The organism is Polynucleobacter sphagniphilus (genome assembly GCF_029892205.1).
Lineage (GTDB): Bacteria > Pseudomonadota > Gammaproteobacteria > Burkholderiales > Burkholderiaceae > Polynucleobacter > Polynucleobacter sphagniphilus.
Genome location: NZ_JARXVX010000003.1, coordinates 212663 through 228301 on the forward strand (window position 1 = coordinate 212663; position 15639 = coordinate 228301).

Genomic DNA, 15639 nt, shown 5'->3' on the forward strand with positions numbered 1-15639 from the left:
TTTAATGCTGCATTAATGCTTGAATTTCATCGGGGTCAACTGGCACACCACGGGAAATTAATTCACAAGCCGAGTTTGTGACAACGGCATCGTCTTCAATACGGATACCAATATTCCAAAACATTGGATCAATATCATCGGCTGGTCTGACATAAAGCCCTGGTTCAATAGTCAGCACCATGCCAGCCTGGAGTTTGCGCCATGGTTTTTCACTTGCCGATGCTGATGTGCTAGCTTCGCGATATGAGCCAACATCATGGACATCCATTCCCAACCAATGTGAGGTGCGGTGCATATAAAAACGACGATAGGCCCCAAGCTCAATAGCATTATCTAGTGAGCCTAACTCAGCACGCTTTAATAACTTTTCATCTAGTAAGCCTTGGGTTAAGACTCTTAGAGCAGCCTCATGTGGCTGTATAAAAGTATTGCCGGGACAAGTAACCGCAATGGCTGCCTCTTGGGCGGCGAGTGTAATCTCATAAAGCGCGCGCTGCGGACCGGTAAACGCGCCATTTACCGGGAAGGTGCGTGTAATATCAGATGCATAACCATCTAACTCGCAACCTGCATCGATTAAACATAAGTCGCCACTCACCAATTCTGTAGAGCCTGCGCGGTAATGAAGAATGCACGAGTTAGCACCACCTGCCACAATACTGTTGTAGGCAACACTTTGTGCGCCACTGTTACGGAACTCGTGCAGTAATTCGGCTTCGAGGTGGTATTCACGCATACCTGGTTTGCAGATTTGCATGGCACGTATGTGAGCGCGCGCAGAAATAGCAGCTGCTTTACGCATGATGTCCAGCTCATGAGGATCTTTAAAGAGACGCATTTCGTGGAGCAGGGCATCTACATCATGAAACTGTGAGGGGGGATTGATTCCGGAACGTCCCTGTTGGCGAACTTGCTTCATCCAATGGCGGAGTCTGCGATCATCCTCAGCGCTTTGAGCTAGGCGAATATAGACAGCATTTTGATCAGCTAATAGCTCTCCCAGCTTTACATCTAAAGTCTGGTTGCTGTGTGCGTATTGCACCCCCAGTATCTCAGGAGCAGCCTGAGGCCCTAGGCGGATGCCATCCCAAATTTCTCGTTCGGCATCTTTTGGGCGGCAAAACAGATGAGACTCTTGGCTATAAGAAGCGCCATTCCTCTGAACGATGATGACAAGGGTCGCCCCTGGCTCTTCAAAGCCGGTGAGATAAAAGAAATCACTGTCATGACGATAGGGAAATTCACTATCGCGATTGCGAGCAAGTTCGGGGGCAGTGTTGATGATGGCAATGCCGCTACCTGTTTGCGCATGTATTTGCCTGGCTAATTCATCCCGACGTTTTTGATAGATTTTGAGATTATTCATGCGCTGCGTTGAGTTCGTTTAAGCGTTGTGGAGTCCCTACATCGTGCCATGGACCAGTATATTTTTCAGCGGTGACTCTATTTTCCCTCATTGCTGCTCTTAATAAGGGAGCTAATTTTGTAGGCTCACCTCTTACCAAATCCTTAAATAAGTCTCGATGGTAAAGGCCAATACCAGAAAAGGTGAGTTTTTCGGCATCAGGCAACGCGCTATCTGAGACTTGCGAGTGATACAAATAAAAGTCGCCTTCTGGATGCTGCACGGGGTTGGGCACCAAGATCAAGTAGGCGAGCGGTTTGTGTGGATCTGCCAGCCTTTCAAGGCGAGTGAACTCATCGAGCAAATGATCCATCGGAAAGTTCGGGCAAAAGACATCTCCATTGATTACTAAGAAGTAGTCATGGGGGTCTAATAAGGGGAGTGCTTGGCAAATACCACCAGCAGTCTCTAAGGCAATCATTTCAGGAGAGTAGGTGATTTGTAGCCCAAACTGTGAGCCATTTCCCAGCGCATTTTCAATCTTCTCTCCCAGCCAGGCATGATTGATGACCACGTTTGTAATACCGGCTTTTGAGAGTGCTTCTAGGTGCCAGCTCAGCAAAGCTTTGCCTTTTATTTTTAATAAAGGCTTAGGTAGATCATCCGTTAAGGGACGCATGCGCTCACCTCGACCGGCAGCAAGCAATAAGCAAGGTAAAGAAGTGGGCCTAGTCATTCTGGTTTAGGCGAGTGGCTTCTAAGATGCGCGCTAAGGGCTTTAATTCAATATAGCGATTGGCTGTAGCAATGGCGTAATCGAGAACCAAGGGAATATCTTTGAGATAACCATCCTTACCGTCACGATGGAATAATCTTGCAAAAATACCCAGAACTTTGAGGTGGCGCTGTAAACCCATCCACTCAAAATCACGATAGAACTGTCCAAAATCACTTGGCATTGGTAATCCAGATTTGCGCCCCTCTTCCCAAAATTGAATGACCCAGTCAATCACCATTTCTTCGGGCCAGGCAATATAGGCATCACGCCATAACGAGGCGGCATCATAAGTAATCGGGCCATACACCGCATCTTGAAAATCTAAGATGCCCGGATTATTTTGGGCGGTTACCATTAAATTGCGCGAATGAAAGTCCCGATGCACAAATACTTTTTCTTGGGCTAGATTATTTTCAATAATCAGTGCAAAAGCCTGCCGCATTTGTGCCGTTTGTATTGCACTAAGCTCCAATTGAAGATGCTGCTTTAAATACCACTCTGGGAAAAGATCGAGCTCTCGTTGGAGTAGGGCTTGATCATAGTTGGGTAACACATTTGGTTTGCTGGCTAACTGCATTTGAACTAAGGCGTGGCTTGCATCTCGGTAGAGGGCATTTGCACTTTCATTATTAAGGGCTTCTAAATACGTTTTATGACCAAGGTCACTTAACAAAAGAAAGCCATCCTCAATATTTTGTTCTAGTATTTGAGGGACATGTAATCCTGCCTCAAATAGCAATAAATCGATCTCAATAAAGGCATCCAAAGGCTCATGTTGGGGTGGGGCATCCATCACGATCAGGGTCGGATAAGTGGGGTTTTTTGACTCAATCCGAAAATACCGCCTAAAGCTGGCGTCAGCTGAGGCGGGTGCCAATGTGGCTAGATCTAATTGCCAGCTAGGTTCAAGGCCCTTTAGCCAGCCACGAAGGGTGTCAATACGAGTATTAGTCATGGTCGATTCGTATAATAAGCTCGGTCTGCATCTATGAATCATTATCGCCGTCGCGCCGGTTTTTGCGCCCCTCTTTTTTTAGCTTTAGCCCCGCGCGTCATGATGGGGGTTGTAATGCTGCATTTTGCCCTTCCGGCAAATGCCCAGGCTCCTGCGCCTTTACCTCCAACGGCTCAATCTTTGGCAAATGCTGGCAACACCATTTTGATCCCGGATCGTGGGGAGGTGACAGTGCTCAAGCTGGACGATCAACTGCGTCTGGGTAAGCCAATTGAGGATGGTAAGGCGCTCACTTTTACTTCAAGTGATTCGATAGATGGTGTGGTGGATCGTGAGATGGTCTTGCGGGGGCGCGCACAGATTCGGCGCAATGGTGCGGTATTAAAAGCAGATGAGGTTCACTATAACCCCGATACAGATATTGCAGACTTAGTTGGCAATGCTGAAATGTCAAAAGGGAATGTCACCTTCAAGGGTCCGACTGCACAATTTAAGGTTGATGCTCGTGAAGGTGAAATGAAAACACCAAGTTACGAGTTGCGGGATAACCGTGCTACTGGTACTGCTGATAAATTAACCATTCAAAGCTCGGATATTTTTGTCTTTGATAATGCAACTTATTCGACCTGCACTCCTCAGAATTTAGACTGGTATTTTTCAGTTGATCGAATGGAGATTGATAACGAGCAAAAAGAAATGGTAGGCACTGGCGGTGTCTTGCATGTATTTGATGTACCCGTTGCCTATGTCCCTTATATAACAGCGCCCACTGCCAATCAACGGCGCTCAGGCATTCTGTCTCCAGTGGCTGGTTATAACTCCAATAATGGTTTTGATATAACGCAGCCCTATTATGTTGACATTGCCCCCAATCGAGATTTACTAGTTTTGCCTCGCTATATGTCTGACCGAGGATTGCAATTAGGCGGTCAGTACCGTTTCTTGGATCCTTCGTATGTTGGCACTTTGGCAGGTGATTACATGCATGACATCAAAACAGGCACTGATCGCTGGCGCTACGATTGGCAACAGCGTCAATTGTTTAGTGGAGCGATGGGGCCTGGAGGCGTACCTATGCCAGGTAGCTGGACAGGTTACGCCAATATAGCCCGCGTTTCTGATAGCGCATATCCTACCGATTTCTCGCAAAGTATTGCAGGAGTGGTTACCAGTCAGTTTCGCCAAGAGCTGGGGACATCGAAAGGTCTCACAGGAGATTTAAGCAATTGGATAGTTTCAGCAAAAGCCACTACCTTTCAGACTCTTCAGCCCGATCCGATCAATATTGTGCAAGCACCATACAACTTGCTGCCTAATATCACGGCATCCTATAACAATCGTTTAACGCCTACTGTAGCCGATCCTACAAGCAAGTATGTAGCCCTGCCATCTGGACCGACCAATACCTTTTCAGTGGATTTCTCACGCTTTCAGTACAACATTCAAGGTAATCTAGCGGCAACTGCGCCAGGCGCATATAGTCAAGCAGATAGAACTATTCTGCGTGGTGCCATGGCCTACCCTGAGATCACCCCTGGTTACTACATTACGCCTAAGATTAGTTTCCAGGCAAATAATTACAATGCAACTGCTCTCAACCCAGGCACCGCCCCAGCGCAAGGATTTGTTTTGCCAACGTTTAGCGTGGATTCTGGCTTAACATTTGAGCGTGATGCAGCTGAATTACATAGCTTCTTTGGGCGTGATATGGTGCTGACGATGGAGCCACGTGCTTTCTATGTTTATACGCCCTATCAAAATCAATCTAACACCCCTTTATTTGATACCGCTGATGGTGGTTATGGTTTGAGTCAAATATTTGCTGAAAATAATTTCATTGGCGGCGACCGAGTTGCCGATAATAATAAATTAACGATGGGTCTGACCAGTCGCATGTTAGAGGCTAGCTCTGGTGCCGAGCGCGCAGTCTTTACTTTGGCTCAGCGCCAAGAGTTTACTGGGCAAAAAGTCGGGCTCTATGGCACTGTAGTTGATCCGAGCACCTATTCTGATACATTAGGTGCGGCATCGGTGCGTTTGCTGGGTAACTTTAGTGCGGACGTATTTGCGGACTATAACGCGCAATTGAATCAGTTTGCGCAAACAACCTATGGTGCCAGTTGGCGACCAACCCCAGGCAGAAGTCTCAATATTGGCTATCAAACGCTCTGGACCCCGCCGACGGTAGCATCCCCGCAAAATAACGTACTCGCAGCACCTGCGGCCACCACGGTGAATCAGTACAACATTTCTGGGCAGTGGCCTATAACGCGTGAGATCTCCGTCGTGGGTCGGTGGGGATATGATGCCTTAACTTCAAAAACCCTTAATACATTGGCTGCTATGGAGTGGACTAGGGATTGTTGGACATTCAGGGCTGCCTATTCTCAGATCACTAACCCCACCCTAGTCACTCCTTTGACGACGCAAATTCTGTTTCAAGTCGAATTTAGGGGCTTTGGTAGCGTCGGCAGCAATCCAGTTGATATTATGAAGCTTAACGTACCTGGATATTTACCTACTTCTAAGCCAATACCACCATCAACATACGAGAACTATCAATGATGTTTTGCAGAATGCGATTTCAAGCGATGTTTGCCCTTACTGTATTTATGGGGCTATTTCTGTTGGGTAACACGAGCTTTGCTCAGGATGCTTCGAAAGCCGTTGCGCCATCAACGGACAACAAGACTCGCAATATTAACGGGGTAGCAGCCGTTGTAAACACCGGCTACATCACGCGGAAGGATATCGATGATCGAATTGCAGAACTTCAGAAGCAGGGAGTAAAACTGCCTGAGGGAGTGAACTTAAGAAAAGCCATCTTAGATCGCCTCATTATTGAAAAAATTCAACTCCAAAATGCTGAGGAGCTTGGAGTTACTGTTTCAGATAAAGAGTTGGATAAGATTATTGCGGACATGGCCGTAAAAAATAAACTCACTTTGGCGGAATTTAAAGAGAAGGCAGGCGCAACTGCCGGTAGTTTTTCTAAGTACAGGAAAATGCTGCGCGAAAACATACTGGTTTCTCGCTATCGTGAGCATGAGGTGGATGCAAAAATTACGATTTCAGAAGCTGAGATTGATAACTTTATTGCTGAGCGTAATCGTGCGATGGCTCAGCCCGCACCTCAACCCTCCAGACCTGCTGCAAAAGGTGAGTTGGAAGAAATTGATGTCGCTCAAATTTTTGTGCCAGTTGATCCTGCAGATGGCCCAAAGGCTCAGGCTGATGCGAAGAAGCAGGCCGATGCTTTATTGCGTGAAGGTCGAAGCAAGGCGGACTTCCTGCAGTTGGGTGCAACTGCAGCAAAGGAAAATCCAAAAATTAAATTTCAGGAAATGGGGTATCGCACTCCTGATCACATCCCTCAATTATTTAATGACGCCATCAAAAACGTTCCTAGTGGCCAACTGCCTAGTGCAGTTGTAAAAAGCCCCGCTGGTTATCATGTACTCAAAGTGTTGGATCGTCGTGCGGCAGTTGCTGCGCAATCCCCCCAGGCGGTTGCTGCACCAGCAGTCACCACCACACCAAAAAATATTATGATCACCCAGACCTTGGCGCGTCATATTTTGTTGCGTCAACGTGCTGGCCTCAGCGATCAGGATGCTGAAAGACGTTTAGCTGGCTATCGTGACCAAGTGCGTGCTAAAACAGCTGACTTTGGTGAGTTAGCAAAAAAATATTCCGAAGATGGATCCGCTCAAAATGGTGGAGAGCTTGGTTGGATGGGGCCTGGTGAGCTGGTTCCGGAGTTTGAGCAAACCATGAATCGTTTACAAATTGGCGAAGTGAGTAACCCTGTCAAAACCCAATTTGGTTGGCATCTCATTCAGGTATTAGAGCGACGCGAAACGGAATTGACTGTGGATAAGCAGCGTGAATTTGCTAAAGCAGCTATTCGTTCGAAAAAAATGGATCAGGCTTACGAAGATTGGGTGAATGAATTGCGCGATACGGCTACTGTCAAAATCCTTAACTTAGACGATGCAGCAAAAAGCAGCCGTTAATTTAGTGATTAGTTCCGGCGAGCCAGCCGGAGTTGGTCCAGAGGTATCTTTGGCTGCTGCTTTACATTTTCTTGATGAGCGGCCAAATGTCAATCTGACAATATTAGGTGATCCAAGTCTATTAAAGATCTCAGAAGCGCTTCCCTTAAGTCTTGCTGCGCGCCTTCAGATCGAGCCAATTGAACTCATTGAGGCGGTAGTTCCAGGCAAGCTCAATAGCAAGAATGCAGCCTATGTATTGAAGATGCTCGATACTGCTATTGATGCCTGCCTTGAGGGACGTTTTGATGGCATGGTAACTGCTCCATTACAAAAGAGTGTGATCAATCTTGCGGGAACGCCATTTAGTGGCCATACCGAGTACCTGGCTGAGCGCAGTCGAGTGGGGCATGTAGTAATGATGTTATCTGCACCCCTACCAATTGGATTTTTAGGTTTGCTAACCCCAAGAGATTTGCGGGTTGCTTTAGTGACAACCCATTTGCCTTTAAAAGCAGTGCCTAGTGCACTCACACTTGATCTAGTTTTGGAGACCATTCAAGTAGTTGCACGTGACTTGCATCAGCGTTTTGGGATTGCTCAGCCCGTCATCCGTGTGGCCGGTTTAAATCCTCACGCTGGTGAATCTGGCTATTTAGGGCGAGAAGAAATTGAATGCATTACCCCAGCGATAAAGGCTGCACAGGCTGCTGGTATTGCTGTAACTGGCCCTTATCCGGGGGACACCATGTTCGATACTGCTGCATTAAATACAGTGGATGCTTTTATTGCGATGTATCACGATCAAGGCTTGGCGCCATTTAAATTTGTGACATTTGGTGGTGGTGTCAATGTCACTTTAGGCCTGCCTATTATTCGTACCTCAGTGGATCATGGCACTGCCTTAGATATTGCAGGCAAAGGTATGGCAGATTCCAGAAGTATGTTGGAGGCTTTACGTTTAGCTTATCAATTGGCCCTTAATCAAAAGAAAAATTCATAAATGGTGCATCAGGCTCGCAAACGTTTTGGACAAAATTTCTTACAAGATACAGGCGTCATTTATTCAATCGTATCTTTAATTAACCCTCAGTCCGATACGCATCTCATTGAAATTGGTCCGGGTCTAGGTGCGTTAACAAGGCCCTTGCTCAGTAATGTGGAGCAACTCGATTTATTGGAGATTGACCGAGATTTAGTAGCCTTCTGGAATCAGCAAAATTTAAGTGGACTGAAGGTCATTGAAGGAGATGCCCTCACATTTGATTTCTTGGGGTGGGCGACAGATCGTTCTACTGGAAGTGGGCTCTGCAAGGTAGTGGGTAATCTGCCATATAACATTTCTTCCCCATTGTTATTTCATTTAGTGTCTGCTGCTAATGTGATTGATGAGCAAGTTTTTATGTTGCAGGCAGAGGTAGTTGAGCGCATGGTAGCAGACGCAGGAAGCTCAGATTTCAGTCGTCTATCGGTCATGTTACAGGCACGCTATCACATGGAGCAGGTGTTAGAAGTGCCACCCGAGGCCTTTGATCCGCAGCCTAAGGTCAATTCTGCTGTAGTACGAATGATTCCAAGGGCCGACTTTAATTTAAGTGCGACACAGTGGAGCGCTTTGGAGAAGGTGGTTGCAGCAGCGTTCTCGCAAAGAAGAAAAATGCTGCGCACTAACTTGCAAACTTATTCTGAAAAACTGGCTCTCACTGAGCTTGAGTTAAAAGCTAGGGCACAAGATATATCGGTAGATCGATATATTGAGTGGGCAAAAATCTTAGCTGTCTGAGTAGGCGCTCGGATCAATCACCCGCATTTCATTCTCAATCCAGCTTTCAACTTCTTGATGGAGTTGACCGCCAGTTTTACCAGCCGATGAAATAGCGGGGCCGATTGAGAAAATCACAGTGCCAGGTTTTTTTAGAAAACGATTCTTCGGCCAGCATCTACCTGCATTATGCGCAATTGGGATGACAAAGGCTTCGGTTGCACTAGCCAGTCTGGCGCCACCTTTGCTATAAGGTTTATGAGTACCTGTGGCTGTTCTAGTGCCTTCAGGAAATAACATGATCCATTTGCCTTCGGCCAAACGCTTGCGACCTTGATTGGCAACCGAGATGGCTGCAGTTTCTTTACTCGAGCGATTGATGTGAATCATCTTTAGTAAAGCTAAGGCCCAGCCAAAAAAAGGAATCCAAAGCAATTCACGCTTAAAAACAAAACAAAGTTGTTTCGGTAGCAGGGCAATGTAGGCAATGGTTTCGTAGGCTGACTGATGTTTGCTTAAAACTACTACTGGCTGGTCAAGCATTGCGTTCATATGCTGCATGCCGCGGATCTCATAACGAATATGGCAAAGGTGCCATAGCAGCCAAATAACCACCTTATTCCAGAGGCCGATAAAGCGATAGCGATTTTCTGGGTTCAGAAATGGAAAAGCAATAAAACACAGCACCGACCAAATGGGGGTGAAGATCACCAAAAAAATAGCGAATAGGATGGAGCGTAAATAAATCATTTGTGTTTTAAGACTTCGTTCCTAAGAGTGTATTCGTAAAGGCCAGTAGATCTTGATGAATTTCAGTGCCCTCTGGTAGACCCCCTTTTGACAGGGTTTTCTGGCCTTTGCCAGTGAGCACTAAATGGGGTGAGGCACCCAATGCTACCCCTGCCTGTAAATCTCGCAATGAATCTCCAACGATTGGTACGCCTGAGAGTGGGCTGTCACTGTCATTTTTTTTGTAATGTAGCGCTATTTGTTTCATGAGTCCTGGTAAGGGCTTTCGGCAATCACATTGCTGGGCATCGGTATGGGGACAGAAGAAAATACTATCTATCTGACCACCTAAAGGCTGCAGTAATTTTTCCATTTTGTTATGCATAGCATCCAGATCATTCATACCAAAGAAACCCCTTGCTATACCGGATTGATTGGTGGCAATAGCGATTTGATAGCCCGCATGATTGAGTAGGGCAATTGCTTCTAAGCTGCCTAGAAGCGGAATCCACTCATCACTGGATTTAACGTAGTCATCCCGATCCTCATTAATCACCCCGTCGCGATCGAGAATGATTAATTTATTGGTGTTACTACTCATGCTAATTTGCCGAGGTCGGCAATCAGATTCATTTTTTGGTGCAGTTGTTGCAGGAGTGCTAAGCGGTTATCGCGCAGCTCTGGATTGGGGTCCATTACCATGACATCAGCGAAGAATTGGTCAATAGGTTGGCTCAGCGCCACTAGTGCTTTTAAGAGCTCTACAAATTGGCGCTGTTCATAGGCTAATGAGAGGGCTGGGCTGATATTTTCTAGGGCCTGATAGAGCGCGATCTCTGCCGGATTGTGCAAAAGGGCTTTGGAGCACATGGCAGGTATTGCAGTCGTTGTTTTCTTTAAGATGTTGCTGATGCGCTTATTAGCTGCTGCTAATTGGCTTGCTTCAGTCAGAGCATTGAATTCACGCAAGGCAGTTAAGCGATCAATGAGGTCATTTAACTGGGTAGGAGATTGAGAAAGTACGGCATCAATTTCAGCGCTAGTAAATGGCTTGCCCCCAACAGATTGATCTTTCAGGTAAGCACGCAAGCGATCCAGAATAAAGACATAGATGTCCTCAGCCTTGGCTTTTTCTTGTACGTCTTTTTGGGGAAACTGCGCTTTTGCAAGCTCAATGAGTTTAGGTAGATGGAGAGCAAGATTTTTTTCTAGCAAGAGGCGGCAAATACCTAGCGCATGACGACGTAGGGCGTACGGATCTTTATCACCGGTTGGCGCTAAGCCTACTCCCCAAATGCCAACCAATGTTTCCAACTTATCGGCAATGGCCAAGATCGAGCCTGTTTGGGTTGTCGGCAATGCATCTCCTGCAAAGCGGGGCATATAGTGCTCACTGCATGCGCTGGCTACTTCTGTATCCTCGCCATCGTGGGTGGCGTAGTAGCGCCCCATGATGCCTTGTAATTCTGGGAACTCACCCACCATATCGGTCAGCAAATCAGTCTTAGCAATTTCCGCTGCACGATTAGCTAATTTGTCATCCACACCCAATTGTGTTGCGATTCCGCTAGCAATGGCTTGCACGCGCAGGGTGCGATCTAATTGATTGCCGAGTTGATTGTGATAGACCACTTTACCCAGGTCCGCTACCCGCGCTGCGAGCGTACGCTTTTGATCTTGCTGAAAGAAAAAGCGCGCATCTGAAAGGCGGGGGCGCACAACGCGCTCATTACCAGAAATAATCGCTGCAGGTTTATCGGTTTGAATATTAGAAACAATTAAAAAACGATTGCGTAGCTTGCCTTGTTTATCCGTCAATGCAAAATACTTTTGATTGGTTTGCATAGTAAGGATCAGGCATTCCTGAGGTACTTCTAAGAATTCATTATCGAAATGGCACTCGTAAATAGCTGGCCACTCTACCAGGGCTGTTACTTCATCTAATAGGCTATCAGGCATCAATACCAAATCATCGCCAGCCGCTTTTAATAGAGCAGTTTCAATAAATTGACGACGCTTGTTAAAGCTAGGCAATATTTTGGCATCCGCTTGCAAAGCAGATTCATATTGATCTGCTGATGCAATGGTGATGACGCCAGGGGCTAAGAAGCGGTGACCTTCAGTTTGATTGCTTGCATTAATTCCTAATGCGCTGATATTCAAAGAGTGATTGCCATGTAAGGCAATGATGCGATGAGCAGGACGCGCAAATTGAACATCAGCAAGTGCACCATTTTTTTGGAGCACTTGGTAGTGCATCATCTTGGCAATCGGTAGCTTATTCAAAGTTTGAATCAGTGCAGTTTGGGCCAAATCTTGCAGGGAGGCACCTTTGGCGGTGATATTGAGGTAGAGCGCTTCGTTCTTACCTTCACCTGATTTTTCTAGGGTGGCGATATCAATATCCGCATAGCCAAGTGCGCTTAATTTTTTGAGTAAAGGGGCAGTTGGTTTGCCATCAGCATCAAAGGCAATACTGGTGGGCAATAATTTTTCTCTTACAGGGTAATCTGGGGCTTGACTCAGGACATGGCTAATATGCACTGCCAAGCGACGTGGTGTTGCATAACTGGTCACGATGGAATCGTCACCTGCTAAACCAGCATGCTTTAGGTGGCTGTAAATACCTTCGCTAAATGCATCACCTAAGCGGCGCAATGATTTTGGAGGCAGTTCCTCAGTAAATACTTCAATCAACAAATTGGCTGATGGGGAAAGCGTATTGGGTGTACTCATATTTAGATGGCGGTGCTTAAGCGATAGCTTTGGGTTGGCACATTGGGAATCCCAGCTTTTCTCGAGATTCAAAGTAAGCTTGTGCAACTGCGCGGGAGAGATTCCGAATACGGCCAATATAGGCTGCACGTTCGGTAACGGAGATTGCGCCGCGTGCATCAAGCAAATTGAAGGTATGCGCTGCTTTTAAAACCATTTCATAAGCTGGTAATGCCAAAGGTACTTCCATGAGGCGCTTAGCTTCGCTCTCATAGTTTGAGAAGTTTGCAAATAACAAATCAGTATTGGAATGTTCGAAGTTGTAGCAAGACTGCTCTACTTCGTTCTGGTGATACACATCACCATAGGTAATGCCATCGGCCCACACAAGATCGTAGACGTTAGAGCAGTTTTGGATATACATGGCCAAGCGCTCAATACCGTAAGTAATTTCGCCCAGTACCGGCTTGCAATCTAAACCACCTACTTGCTGGAAGTAGGTAAATTGGGTTACTTCCATGCCGTTCAGCCAAACTTCCCAGCCCAGTCCCCAGGCGCCTAAAGTAGGGTTCTCCCAGTCGTCCTCAACAAAACGCACATCGTTTTCTTTGAGATCTAAGCCCAAGGCGGCCAATGAACCTAGGTACAGTTCAAGAATATTTTCGGGTGCTGGCTTAAGCACAACCTGATATTGGTAGTAGTGCTGCAAGCGATTTGGGTTCTCGCCATAGCGCCCATCTTTGGGTCGACGCGATGGCTGGACATAGGCTGCTTTCCAAGGCTCTGGGCCGATAGCGCGTAAGAAGGTGGCTGTATGAGATGTACCGGCACCGACCTCGAGATCGATAGGTTGCAAAAGGGCGCAACCTTGTTGGTCCCAGTAGTCTTGAAGTTTGAGAATGATTTGCTGAAATGTGAGCATGATTAACCTAGCTAAGCCATTGATTTTACATGGCTAAGACAGCAAAGCTTTAAAAGCGTTTTTGCCGAATAAAGCCTAAAACAAGCAGAAGGCAAGCCAAACTCAAAATAGGGGCATTACCCCAGCGGACATAAGGCGTTTTGCCGCTGTAGGCCTGTAATTTTGCGCTTAAGGTCGCTTGGGTAAATTGCGGTAGTTCCGCTAAAACCCGACCATCAGGACCTAAAACTGCTGTCACCCCGGTATTAGTGGCTCTGAGTGCCGGTAAACCAGTCTCAAGAGAGCGCAACTGGGAAAGGCGTAATTGCTGGGTAGGGGCCTGAGAAGCTCCAAACCAGGCTAAATTGGTCATATTAATTAATAGGTTGGCTTCTTGATCTGAATTGCGCAGGCGAGTTGCCAACTCACCGCCAAATACATCCTCATAGCAAATCGTAATGGCTGCATAAAGCGGTTCTTCATTCTGTCTGGCGATACGGAATAGGGGTTGATTGGTGGGGCCGCGTGCGAAATCACTTAAGGGCACGCTAAATGCATTCACGAACCAGCGAAAGCCCGGTGGGATGAATTCTCCAAAGGGCACAAGGTGGGATTTGTCATAGCGATAAGGTGGGTTGTGATCACTCAGTCCAAGTGCGCGATTTGAAAACTCTCGGCCATCAGGCGGATTTTCATGGTAACCAATCGCCCCAAATAGAAGGGTACTGTGGTTTTCATTGGCTAAGTCTTGTAAACGATCTAAGGTGCCTATGGGCAGGCTCATTTCAGGCCAGGGAAGCGAAGTCTCTGGCGAGACAACCAGCTGGGCCTGTGAATGGATCATTGCATTTTCATAAAACTGTATTTGCCTAAACATACCTTCACGACTAAAGACAAGGTGTTGGGCAAAGTTTCCTTGAATCAGTTCAATGCTGAGGGGTTCGCCGGTTGGCTTGGTAAAAGCCCACAAACCTGGGAGCTGTGAAAGTACTGTAAGGCTGAGAGCAAAAACCAGGAGTCCACGTACATTTTTTCGTAATTGCAATAGTTGCCAGGAGCTCAACACGACAAAGAAGGTACAACCCAAGCCCCCTAAATATGGAGCGATGGATGCAAAGGGTCCATGTACCTGTGTTTCGGCAAGTCCGAGCCAGGGAAATCCAGTAAATAAAACGTTGCGCACATACTCAGCCAGTACCCAGCTAGCCCCAAGAATTAAACCTAAGATGGGTGATTTTCTGTAATAGAAAATAGGCAAGCAGGCGAGTACAAAAAATAATGTTGTGTAAGAGGAGAGTAAGAACACTGCAGCAGCGGAAAGGATGGGGTTCATCCCTCCAACATCATGCAGGCTGATATAGATCCACCACAGTCCGCACACGAAATACCCGAGCGCAAAGGAGGCCGATGCCGTAAGGTGAGTTTTAAGTGAGATTGCTGGTAACTTAGCTAATTGCCAAAAAATAAAACCCAAAATAGGAATTTGTAGCCAGCCACCAAGAGGCAACTCGGCAGCCCCCGCCAAGATTGCACCTGAGATAAACAGGGTGATCAATGTTGTGGTGAGTTTGTGCTTCATGAACTGCCCATCTAGCGAGCTCAATCTGGGTTAACTTTTTTAGGAATCTGCCGAGCCAACAAGATGTGAATTTGGCGCGGATCAGCTCGCTGCACTTCAAATGCAATCCCATCCATCTCAATGAGTTCACCCATCTTTGGTACACGACCAAGATGCTGAATGACTAAGCCAGCCACAGTTTCAATGCCATCATCTTGGAAGTTGGTTCCCAGCATCTCATTAAATTGCTCAAGCTCCGTGATGCCTTTTACACGGATATCACCATTGTCTAAGGCAATCAGGTTATCGGCCTCTTCATCAATGTCATGCTCGTCTTCTATGTCGCCCACGATTTGCTCTAGAACATCTTCAATCGTAATAATTCCTGCAACGCCGCTATATTCATCAACCACAATTGCTAGGTGATTGCGATTGTCTTTAAAGTCACGCAAGAGCACGCTCAGACGCTTTGATTCGGGAATAAATACTGCAGGTCGCAACCAGTCGCGTACTTGAAAATCTTCCTCGCTCGAATGGCGCAATAAGTCTTTTGCCAGTAAGGTTCCAATCACATTGTCTCGGCTGCCGTCGAATACTGGAAAGCGCGAGTGCGCTGCTGCAATCACATTTTTAATGATTTCGCTAAGGGGTAGATTGATATCGATCCAATCAATTTGGGCGCGTGGCACCAAAATATCACGAGCACATAATTGCCCCACTTGAAACACACCCTCAATCATCGAGAGTGCATCAACATCAATCAGCCCTTCCGTTTGGGCCTCTCTGAGAGTGTGAATGAGCTCTTGGCGACGCTCTGCTGCGCTGGTGGGTTGAGGCGTTAGAAACTCAGTCAGTCGTTCTAGTAGGGATTTAGCGGGGTCAGGCATCTTGGAAGAATAGC

At 46.7% G+C, this 15639-nt stretch carries 13 protein-coding genes; 4 read left to right on the forward strand and 9 right to left on the reverse strand.

Going from position 1 to position 15639, the window contains the following annotated elements; genetic code table 11:
* Nucleotide 1: 1 nt before the first annotated feature.
* From M2125_RS07930 to M2125_RS07940, 3 genes are read right to left on the reverse strand one after another with little or no spacing between them, the layout of a single operon-like run.
* On the reverse strand, nt 2-1366 hold the full coding sequence (locus M2125_RS07930; protein ID WP_076023697.1) for an aminopeptidase P N-terminal domain-containing protein: 1365 nt from the start codon (nt 1364-1366) through the stop codon (nt 2-4).
* On the reverse strand, nt 1359-2081 hold the full coding sequence (gene murU / locus M2125_RS07935; RefSeq protein WP_076023698.1) for an N-acetylmuramate alpha-1-phosphate uridylyltransferase MurU: 723 nt from the start codon (nt 2079-2081) through the stop codon (nt 1359-1361). The genes M2125_RS07930 and murU overlap by 8 nt, the downstream gene beginning before the upstream one ends.
* The gene (locus M2125_RS07940) at nt 2074-3078 is read right to left on the reverse strand and encodes an aminoglycoside phosphotransferase family protein (protein WP_083657518.1); all 1005 of its coding nucleotides are present in this window, start codon (nt 3076-3078) and stop codon (nt 2074-2076) included. Before M2125_RS07940 ends, murU begins: the two co-directional genes overlap by 8 nt.
* Before the next feature lie 33 nt (nt 3079-3111).
* Here M2125_RS07940 and M2125_RS07945 point away from each other — a divergent pair, with 33 nt between their 5' ends.
* The 4 genes from M2125_RS07945 to rsmA are packed head-to-tail and all read left to right on the forward strand — an operon-like array spanning nt 3112 to nt 8856.
* Entirely contained in the window at nt 3112-5643 is a 2532-nt protein-coding gene (locus tag M2125_RS07945) for an LPS-assembly protein LptD (protein ID WP_280742808.1), read from the forward strand.
* 11 nt (nt 5644-5654) lie between these two features.
* Nucleotides 5655-7094 carry a peptidylprolyl isomerase gene (locus M2125_RS07950; protein ID WP_277541984.1) on the forward strand — a complete coding sequence of 480 codons (1440 nt, stop codon included), beginning with the start codon at nt 5655-5657 and terminating at the stop codon, nt 7092-7094.
* The gene (gene pdxA, locus M2125_RS07955; protein ID WP_076023702.1) at nt 7072-8076 is read left to right on the forward strand and encodes a 4-hydroxythreonine-4-phosphate dehydrogenase PdxA; all 1005 of its coding nucleotides are present in this window, start codon (nt 7072-7074) and stop codon (nt 8074-8076) included. The genes M2125_RS07950 and pdxA overlap by 23 nt, the downstream gene beginning before the upstream one ends.
* A complete protein-coding gene (rsmA, locus tag M2125_RS07960; protein WP_280742809.1) occupies nt 8077-8856 on the forward strand; it encodes a 16S rRNA (adenine(1518)-N(6)/adenine(1519)-N(6))-dimethyltransferase RsmA in 780 nt (259 codons plus the stop codon). It begins immediately after the preceding gene.
* Here rsmA and M2125_RS07965 read toward each other — a convergent pair.
* The 6 genes from M2125_RS07965 to M2125_RS07990 are packed head-to-tail and all read right to left on the reverse strand — an operon-like array spanning nt 8845 to nt 15625.
* The gene (locus tag M2125_RS07965; RefSeq protein ID WP_076023703.1) at nt 8845-9585 is read right to left on the reverse strand and encodes a lysophospholipid acyltransferase family protein; all 741 of its coding nucleotides are present in this window, start codon (nt 9583-9585) and stop codon (nt 8845-8847) included. The two genes, rsmA and M2125_RS07965, sit on opposite strands and share 12 nt — an antisense overlap.
* A gap of 7 nt (nt 9586-9592) precedes the next feature.
* The gene (gene gmhB / locus M2125_RS07970; protein ID WP_076023704.1) at nt 9593-10165 is read right to left on the reverse strand and encodes a D-glycero-beta-D-manno-heptose 1,7-bisphosphate 7-phosphatase; all 573 of its coding nucleotides are present in this window, start codon (nt 10163-10165) and stop codon (nt 9593-9595) included.
* On the reverse strand, nt 10162-12300 hold the full coding sequence (glyS, locus tag M2125_RS07975) for a glycine--tRNA ligase subunit beta (protein WP_277541989.1): 2139 nt from the start codon (nt 12298-12300) through the stop codon (nt 10162-10164). Before glyS ends, gmhB begins: the two co-directional genes overlap by 4 nt.
* 16 nt (nt 12301-12316) lie before the next feature.
* Nucleotides 12317-13201, reverse strand: a complete 885-nt coding sequence (glyQ, locus tag M2125_RS07980) for a glycine--tRNA ligase subunit alpha (RefSeq protein WP_076023706.1) — start codon at nt 13199-13201, stop codon at nt 12317-12319.
* A gap of 49 nt (nt 13202-13250) precedes the next feature.
* Nucleotides 13251-14759: an apolipoprotein N-acyltransferase gene (gene lnt, locus M2125_RS07985; protein WP_076023707.1), complete on the reverse strand. Its 1509-nt coding sequence runs from the start codon at nt 14757-14759 to the stop codon at nt 13251-13253.
* Nucleotides 14760-14779: 20 nt separating this feature from the next.
* Complete coding sequence (locus tag M2125_RS07990) at nt 14780-15625, reverse strand: CorC family transporter (protein WP_076023708.1); 846 nt, start codon at nt 15623-15625, stop codon at nt 14780-14782.
* Nucleotides 15626-15639 lie beyond the last annotated feature (14 nt).

What these genes read in the sequence shown, in the direction of transcription:
- pdxA (WP_076023702.1), top strand. Translation starts at nt 7,072, where the DNA reads ATGCAGCAAAAAGCAGCCGTTAATTTAGTGATTAGTTCCGGCGAGCCA.
- M2125_RS07990 (WP_076023708.1), bottom strand. Translation starts at nt 15,625, where the DNA reads ATGCCTGACCCCGCTAAATCCCTACTAGAACGACTGACTGAGTTTCTA.
- M2125_RS07945 (WP_280742808.1), top strand. Translation starts at nt 3,112, where the DNA reads ATGAATCATTATCGCCGTCGCGCCGGTTTTTGCGCCCCTCTTTTTTTA.
- M2125_RS07950 (WP_277541984.1), top strand. Translation starts at nt 5,655, where the DNA reads ATGCGATTTCAAGCGATGTTTGCCCTTACTGTATTTATGGGGCTATTT.
- murU (WP_076023698.1), bottom strand. Translation starts at nt 2,081, where the DNA reads ATGACTAGGCCCACTTCTTTACCTTGCTTATTGCTTGCTGCCGGTCGA.
- rsmA (WP_280742809.1), top strand. Translation starts at nt 8,077, where the DNA reads ATGGTGCATCAGGCTCGCAAACGTTTTGGACAAAATTTCTTACAAGAT.
- M2125_RS07940 (WP_083657518.1), bottom strand. Translation starts at nt 3,078, where the DNA reads ATGACTAATACTCGTATTGACACCCTTCGTGGCTGGCTAAAGGGCCTT.
- glyS (WP_277541989.1), bottom strand. Translation starts at nt 12,300, where the DNA reads ATGAGTACACCCAATACGCTTTCCCCATCAGCCAATTTGTTGATTGAA.
- gmhB (WP_076023704.1), bottom strand. Translation starts at nt 10,165, where the DNA reads ATGAGTAGTAACACCAATAAATTAATCATTCTCGATCGCGACGGGGTG.
- glyQ (WP_076023706.1), bottom strand. Translation starts at nt 13,201, where the DNA reads ATGCTCACATTTCAGCAAATCATTCTCAAACTTCAAGACTACTGGGAC.
- M2125_RS07965 (WP_076023703.1), bottom strand. Translation starts at nt 9,585, where the DNA reads ATGATTTATTTACGCTCCATCCTATTCGCTATTTTTTTGGTGATCTTC.
- M2125_RS07930 (WP_076023697.1), bottom strand. Translation starts at nt 1,366, where the DNA reads ATGAATAATCTCAAAATCTATCAAAAACGTCGGGATGAATTAGCCAGG.
- lnt (WP_076023707.1), bottom strand. Translation starts at nt 14,759, where the DNA reads ATGAAGCACAAACTCACCACAACATTGATCACCCTGTTTATCTCAGGT.